The 7052-nt window shown below is 68.0% G+C and carries 7 protein-coding genes; 1 reads left to right on the forward strand and 6 read right to left on the reverse strand.

Annotated features, from left to right (window positions below; genetic code table 11):
• The 6 genes from TVH25_RS20120 to TVH25_RS20145 form a co-directional block, all read right to left on the reverse strand.
• Positions 1-499: TerD family protein (locus TVH25_RS20120; protein WP_422425309.1), on the reverse strand; the 499-nt coding region annotated here is incomplete at its 3' end.
• A gap of 56 nt (positions 500-555) precedes the next feature.
• A complete protein-coding gene (locus TVH25_RS20125; protein ID WP_422425311.1) occupies positions 556-1332 on the reverse strand; it encodes an HAD family hydrolase in 777 nt (258 codons plus the stop codon).
• Positions 1333-1388: 56 nt separating this feature from the next.
• Positions 1389-2495: a cysteine protease StiP family protein gene (locus tag TVH25_RS20130; protein WP_169623017.1), complete on the reverse strand. Its 1107-nt coding sequence runs from the start codon at positions 2493-2495 to the stop codon at positions 1389-1391.
• Complete coding sequence (locus TVH25_RS20135) at positions 2492-3787, reverse strand: phosphoribosyltransferase family protein (protein ID WP_422425310.1); 1296 nt, start codon at positions 3785-3787, stop codon at positions 2492-2494. Before TVH25_RS20135 ends, TVH25_RS20130 begins: the two co-directional genes overlap by 4 nt.
• Positions 3784-4941: an HpcH/HpaI aldolase/citrate lyase family protein gene (locus TVH25_RS20140; RefSeq protein WP_169623031.1), complete on the reverse strand. Its 1158-nt coding sequence runs from the start codon at positions 4939-4941 to the stop codon at positions 3784-3786. Before TVH25_RS20140 ends, TVH25_RS20135 begins: the two co-directional genes overlap by 4 nt.
• Before the next feature lie 29 nt (positions 4942-4970).
• Positions 4971-6092, reverse strand: a complete 1122-nt coding sequence (locus TVH25_RS20145; RefSeq protein WP_169652881.1) for a hypothetical protein — start codon at positions 6090-6092, stop codon at positions 4971-4973.
• 299 nt (positions 6093-6391) lie between these two features.
• On the opposite strand from TVH25_RS20145, the gene TVH25_RS20150 reads away from it, so the two are divergent.
• Positions 6392-6967: a TerD family protein gene (locus tag TVH25_RS20150; RefSeq protein WP_169623015.1), complete on the forward strand. Its 576-nt coding sequence runs from the start codon at positions 6392-6394 to the stop codon at positions 6965-6967.
• Positions 6968-7052 lie beyond the last annotated feature (85 nt).

Here is a 7052-nt window from a genome sequence, read left to right on the forward strand (position 1 = left end):
CGACGGACACTCCGTGATCGGTGACGAGCGCAGCGAATCCTCCCGCGTAGCCCTGGCCGACCGCGCGCACCTTCCACGATCCCTGCCGTCGGTACAGCTCGAGGGCGATCACGATGGACTCGCTGGACAACCCTTCGATCCGGTACTCGAACAGCACGTTGCCCGCTGCGTCGGAGACGCGGGCGGTGGGCGGTGCGAACCGGCCGAAACTGCTCGTCGCGTCGTCGAGTGTGATCACCGCGCGCACCTGGTCGATATCGGCGGGCACCTGCGGCAGCGACACCGCCAGCGACGAGTTCTGTCCCGCCTGTCCGGGCACGAGACGCACCCCCGGCCCGACCGGCTGATTGAAGAACACGAAGTCGGCGTCGGACCGCACCTTGCCGTCGGCCTTGACGAGCAGCGCCGACAGGTCGGCGGGTGTCGTGAGTTCGAGCGAAACGACGACGTCGGAGACGGTGAGCGGTCCGTTCTGACCCTTGGAGAGCGAAGTCGGCAAGAGATGTGTCCTCACTGTGTCGGCAACCGTGTTGGCGGTCGCGTGCAAGTCCTACTCTACGAACCGCCCTCGGCGCGGGCGGACCGGGCGAACCAGGAGAGGATTTCTTCGCCGGCTGCGATGCCCGAGTGTTCGGTCACCGAGAGGTTCGCATGCTGCCATTCGAGCAGTTCGAGTTCGCCGTGACGTGGGCGGATGGCCGCGTCCGCAGCCCTCAGCATCTCGGCATCGAGCGCTCCGTCGCCGGCTGCGAACACGGGGGCGTCGGCGTCGATCACTCCCTCGTCGGCGAGCCGGCGGTGCACTTCGGCCACCGCGTGGGACTTACAGACGCTGTCGGGCATCGTGTAGATCTTGCGGCCCTGCTGCGAGACGTTCCACCCGCGGATACCGCACCATTCATGCCAGTCTTCGACGAATCCGGCCGGCTGTGCCGCGACGTCGACGACGAGGTAGCAGAACAACCCGTCGGCGATCCGGAACTTCGACACCCAGCTCTCGGAGATGCGCCGCCGCAACTCGGCGGTGACCTCGTCGAGGGAGGCACCCCCCTCGCGTACCGCCGTCTCCACGTGCCGGCGCCACTGCTCGTCCGGTTCCCCGTCCGCCAGCAACGCGCCGCCGTTGCTGGTGATGGCATATCGCCACGGGCCGCCGGGCAGGTCGATGCGGCGGAATTGCTCCGGTGTCCGGGTGGTCGTGGGCACCACGGTATGCGCGGACGTGAGGTCTTCGAGTTGTCGTGCGGCGGTCTCGGTGACGTACGACAGCGGTGCGCCCTCGTAGTACTCGATGCACCGCAGATTTCCGGCCGAATACTGCGTGCCTGTCATCGCCGCACGCGAGTAGATCAGGGTGCGGTCGAGGTCGGTGGCGATCAATGCTGCTGTCACGGTAGGTCCTTGATGAGTCCCATACACGAATACGCGAGGTCGGGAACCTCTTCGACGGGAACGTTGCGGGCAGCGGCGAGCATCCGGATGTGCGCGTGCTCGTCGGCGGTCAAATCGCGTACGAGGATCTTCCACGGCACCCGGCGCAGCAGTACCCGGGTCGTCTCTCCGACACCGGGTTTGACGAAATTGATGCTGGAGATGCCGTACCGCACACGGATGCGCTCCACCGACTCCCACCCTGCCCAGGTGGGTTCGCGGTCGGACCCGAGCAGTTCGCGTGCGCTCGCCAGTGCCGCTGCCCGATCGCCGAATTCGGCCGACACCGTATCGAGCAGGAGCGTCGAGACGTCGTCGCCGGCGAGTTCGGCGTAGTACTTCGCACCGTGGAATTCGCCGGGCCCTATCCACGTGTCGTTCAGGACCGTGCGCGACACCAGACCCGACACCGTCGAGTTCAGGCACGCCGACGCGATGAGAAAGTCGTCGCGGGTGCCGTAGGTACGCACGCAGTAACCGGGATCGGCGAGCACGGCGAGGTCGTCCGACAGCGCCGGGCCACCGGCGGCGGAGTACTCGGCCAGCGCGGCCGCCAGCTCCCGCGCGATCGCGCCCTTGCCGGTCCAGCCGTCGACGAACACGACCGAGGCCGGGTCGTGGTGTTCGGTGATGTAATCGAGTGCTGCGGAGTCGATTCCGCGTCCCCGCACGATCGAGACCGCGTAGTGCGGCAGCGACAGGCCGTGGTGCTGTTGCGCCCAGCGGCGGATCAGGATTCCGACCGGCGTTCCCGCGCGCGCCAGCGACACGAGAGTGAGGTTCGTCCCGCGTTCGGCGATCAGGAGTTCGGTCAGGGTTCCCACCGCGTGGGCAAGTCGTCCCGCGGTGGACGCGAGTGCCTTGTCGAACAACTCCCGGTACGGGGCGTCGGGCTGGTACTCGACCGGCAACGACTCCGCGTAGTGCGCGAGTCCCGCCTGGATGCGGGCCTCACGCTCGGCGATGTCGCCTTCGAGGTCGACGTGCGAGAGATCCTTGAGCAGCCAGGTCACCTCGTCCGGGGCGTACGAACCGAAATCGGGTCCGGTCAACGGCGTGGTCATCGTGTCTCCCTCGAAGCAGCCAGTGCTGCCGGATCTGTGGCCGGCACAACCGCCACCAGTACGTCCTCGCCGGCCGCGCTCACTACGTCGAGCACGCCCCCGTCGGCGCGCAGGCGCTCGGTATCGGCCGGAGAGTCGACCACGAGGATCAACTCGGGGCGTACTTCGGCGGGTTCCGGCCACCGGGCGTTGTACAGGTACCGGGCCGCCTCGGTTTCGTGTTCGGACGGGATGTGTTCGGGTGCGACGAAAGAGAATCCGCGCCGCAGTGGGTAGCCCGGGACATCCCGGACGTACGCGGGCGACCGTGTCGTGGTCTGGAATCTGGTCGCGGTGCCACGCTCGGAGAGCGCCTGTGCCAGTCGCAGCGGCAGGTACATGAGTTCTTCGTGGCCGATGACGATCGCCGGACGATCACTCTCCCGGACGGACTCGACCGTCGCTGCCGCCGCGGCGACCGCGGAGTCGTAGGCCGCGAAGTCGCTGCCCAGAACGCCGTGCCGTCCTCCGTCGGGGACGTCCGACGGCCAGGGCACAGAGACGAACCGAACGGTACCGCGGTGAGCAGCGACAGGATTGAGGTCGGGAGCCGGTAGCGCGGTGACCCGGTCGGTGAGATCGGTGGGCAGCACGGTGTGACCGTCCGCGAGGCTCACGTGCTCGATCGTCGCGCCGAGGTCGAGTTCCGCCGCCGCCGTCTGGCGACGGTGCTCCTCGCCGCGCATGTCCACGAGCGACGCGACGATGTAACGGTCACGGGGATGAATCCGGTGCAGCGCGCGGATGGCATCGACAGCTGTTGCACCGGTCGAGATTTCGTCGTCGACGAGAACGAGCGGCGCGGCGTTGGCGAAGAGATCCGGCGAAGTGGGCTGCAGCAGGTGCGATGTCGCGTGGGAGTGTCCCTCCTCGAAACCGGCGAACACCACCGCGCCCGGCACGCGGCGACGTGTCGAATGCAGGTAGCATCCGGCACCCACCGCCTCGGCGACACAGTGTCCCAAACCCGTTGCGGTCTCTGCGAATCCCAGAACGAGCGCATTCGAGGCGTCGTCGCCGAGCAGGTCGGAGACGAGGAGCCCGAGGTCGCGGCCCGCCGCCAGCACCGCGGCGGGGTCGGTGGGGATGTGCTTGCCGAGCACCGTCGATACCAGCAGATGTGCCCGGCGCGGGTTCCGGCGAAGTCCGGGCTGGACGAGTTCCGGGACGGTGTAGCCGCTCGAGGCTCCTCGATGCTCGAGGGCGAGCCCGAACTCCTCGGTGGCCCAATACGTCTGGAGAATGTCGGTCATCGGTCCACCAGCGCCGTCAACAGTTCGACGAACGTGACGCCCTTGTTGGTGACTCCGAATACGGACGCGCGGACCAGCGTCTGCTCCGCCCAGGTGCGGTGGGGACGGCGTTCGTTCATCTTGTTGCCGTACCCGGACGCGCTGACTCCGCCGGTGTCCCGATCGAGAATGTCGGTCGCGTCGTGGAACTCCTCGTGCGTGACCGCCGACAACGCGTGTACCGCGGCGACGTGCGAGGGATGGATCACCGTCTTGCCCTGGATGCCGTTCGCGCGGTCGAGTGCGATCTCCCGCAGGAGCCCGTCGAGATCCCGGCTGACGAGTTGCTGGCGGAACACCACCGCGTCCTGCTCCTCGAACGGGGTAGCGCGCAGCATCGGCCGGAACATGCGTTCGTGATCGGCGAAGTACTCCCACACCGGCCCGGTGATGACGAACCCGGTGCCGTCGGTGCGGCCGAGGTGGTTGACGATGTCGGCGATCACGTCGACGACGACCCGCACGTCGTAGATCGTCAGGTCGCGGTCGCGGCGGATGCCGAAGGTCGCACACATGTCGGTCGCGCCGATCCGGACGGCGAGGATCCGGTGGCGGTGTTCGGCGAGCAGCCGAGCGATCGCGCGCAGTTCGTCGTCGCGGGTTTCGCGGTGCACCACAGCAGCCGATTCGATGACGGGCATCGCGTAGAGGTTCCGCCCGACCCGCTCGGAGGCGACGGCGACCGCGTCGAGGAAGTTGCCCCCGGTAGTGGCACCGAACTTGGGAAGCACGAATCCGGTGAGCACGCTGCTTCCGGGACCCAGCATCTCGGTGAGCCGGTCGATCCCGTCGGGGGTGCGGACGCGAACGAACAACATCATCGGCGCTTCGCCACGGAGAGCGAGTTCGTCGAGGGTCGCGACGGCGTTGCGGAGTCCGTCCTCGACCTCGTCGTCGGCCACGGCGTCCTCGAGATCGAGCACCATCGAGGTCACGCCTTCGGCGGAGCGCCGGACGATGGTGGCCGTGAGGTCGTGCCGGGTCGCGGGGACGTACAACGTGGCCCCGAGCGCCATCGCGAGCCGCTCACGGGCGTCGGCGTGACCGAAAGGTTGGGGGTGGTGCAGGAACAGGCGGTCCAAGGTGGGCCGGTCCAGATGTCGGAAGTGCCGCATCGCGCGCACCTCGGTGTGAGTAGCCCCGGTCATCGGTCCGTGTTCCGTCCTCTCATTCGATTCACCACTCCGGTGATGAACGTCGATACCGCGTCCAGGTCTTTGACGTACGCCCAGTAGTCGGGATGTACACCGGTCAGCGCATCGACTGCCCGGTCGATTCGATTCAGCTGGGCGTCGAGGACGGATCCCCATTCTGCTGTGAGTCCACGCTGTACCGCGAGGTGTTGTGCATCACGCAGCCGGAACCGCACGTCACGGACTTTCGACTCGGGGTTTTCCTTGACGGCTCGCAGCGTGGCGAGCCGGTCGGTCACCGCATCGACGAGTTCTTCGGCCCGCGCAAGCTCCGCGCGCACCACACCGGCCTGGGCGAGCGCTTCTTCGGGTCGTCCTGCGGCGAGGGACGCGCGGGCGACGTCGAGTTCCTCGGCGGCGCGCTCGAGCAGAAGAAGGGCTTGTTGTTCGTTGTCGGACAGATCCGCCGAACTGGCGGCGTTGAATTCGCGCAGCAGGGCGGAGTAGGCCGGTGCGAGACCTTCCGACCGAGTGCGTACTGCGCCGAGCCGGGTGGTGACGGAGGCGAGGGTGTTGCGTGCCTCGGCCTGCCGTCCCGGCGCCTCCGCGAGCGCTTCACGAAACGCCGCGGTTGCTTCCTCCACCTGGTGGGCGGCGGTACGCACCGCACCTGCACCGGTCGCGGCACCGAGGGTGTGGAGTGCGCGTTGCACCGCGTCGGTGGTCGCGCGGACGGACGGGTACTCGGCGAACGCGCTGTTCGCGGGTGTGTCCAGCGCTCCGAGGGCGTCGCGGGCATCGGCGCTCACCCGGGCGGCCAGCTGGGGTGCGGTCTGCGCGACCGTGACCGCGTGCTCGAGATGACCGCGGTAGCGCTCGTAGAACTCGTCCAGAGTTCTTGCGGCGTCCGCAATCTGGTGGATCACCTGCTCGTAGGCTGCGGCAGGGGCCAGCTCTTCCTCGGGTTCGGTGCGAGCGAGTTGCAGATACGCCTCGGCTGCCTGGTAGCACTTCTGCCGGATCGGTTCCCACCTGCGGAGCAGGTCCCGTTCCGGCGCGACCTCGTGGGAGGCGATGACGCCGGCCTCCGCGATGGACTGTCGCTTGTCCATGTCGAGGAACGCGGCCACCATCGCGTCATGGGCGCGGAGGGCCGCGGGATCATCGGTGCGCCCGCCGCCGAAGAGGCGGCGCGTCCATCGGCTCGCCACAAGACCGAATGGTACTGCTCGCCCGGCCCGCGCCTGTCGACTCGACCTCCCCGGGACCCCGTACGGGGGCCTCGGCTGGGCATTCGGGGCGTGACCCGGCACGGAGTCGGCATAGTGGGTAGGGGCGCACCTCACAGAGACCTATTACTGTGGGGGCATACGCGCACACTGGGCGTGCCCTTCCGGTACGTCGACCGTAGGAACGATCGAAAGGACCCCGCATGGGCGTCAGCTTGACCAAGGGTGGCAACGTTTCGCTCACCAAGGAAGCGCCGAACCTCACGGCTGTGGCCGTCGGCCTCGGCTGGGACGTGCGTACCACCACCGGTACCGACTTCGACCTCGACGCCAGTGCGATCGCTACGGGTGCCGACAAGAAGGTCGTCTCCGACCAGCACTTCGTGTTCTTCAACAACATGAAGTCGCCCGACGGCTCCATCGAGCACGCCGGCGACAACCGCACCGGTGAGGGCGAGGGCGACGACGAGGTCATCAACGTCGACCTGTCCGCCGTGCCGGCGAACATCGAGTCCATCTTCTTCCCCGTCTCGATCTACGACGGTGAGACCCGCAGCCAGTCGTTCGGCCAGGTTCGCAACGCGTACATCCGCGTCGTCGACCGCGCCAACGGCTCCGAGCTGGCCCGTTACGACCTCTCCGAGGATGCGTCCACCGAGACCGCGATGGTCTTCGGTGAGCTGTACCGCAACGGTGCCGAGTGGAAGTTCCGGGCCATCGGCCAGGGCTACGCCTCGGGCCTGTCGGGCATTGCGCGCGATTACGGTGTCAACGTCTAGTTCGATCAGTCGTGGTGCGGGGCCCGCCCGGGCCGGGGCGGGGGGGCCCGCGCCCGCGGCGGCCCGTAACCCCCCGCCCCCCCCC

Origin of the sequence: Rhodococcus sp. 7Tela_A2 (assembly GCF_049311045.1) — a bacterium.
GTDB lineage: Bacteria > Actinomycetota > Actinomycetes > Mycobacteriales > Mycobacteriaceae > Rhodococcus.

Coding starts and splice junctions, on each gene's coding strand:
- TVH25_RS20125 (WP_422425311.1), bottom strand. CDS start 1,332: ATGACAGGCACGCAGTATTCGGCCGGAAATCTGCGGTGCATCGAGTAC.
- TVH25_RS20130 (WP_169623017.1), bottom strand. CDS start 2,495: ATGACCACGCCGTTGACCGGACCCGATTTCGGTTCGTACGCCCCGGAC.
- TVH25_RS20135 (WP_422425310.1), bottom strand. CDS start 3,787: ATGACCGACATTCTCCAGACGTATTGGGCCACCGAGGAGTTCGGGCTC.
- TVH25_RS20140 (WP_169623031.1), bottom strand. CDS start 4,941: ATGCGGCACTTCCGACATCTGGACCGGCCCACCTTGGACCGCCTGTTC.
- TVH25_RS20145 (WP_169652881.1), bottom strand. CDS start 6,092: ATGGTGGCCGCGTTCCTCGACATGGACAAGCGACAGTCCATCGCGGAG.
- TVH25_RS20150 (WP_169623015.1), top strand. CDS start 6,392: ATGGGCGTCAGCTTGACCAAGGGTGGCAACGTTTCGCTCACCAAGGAA.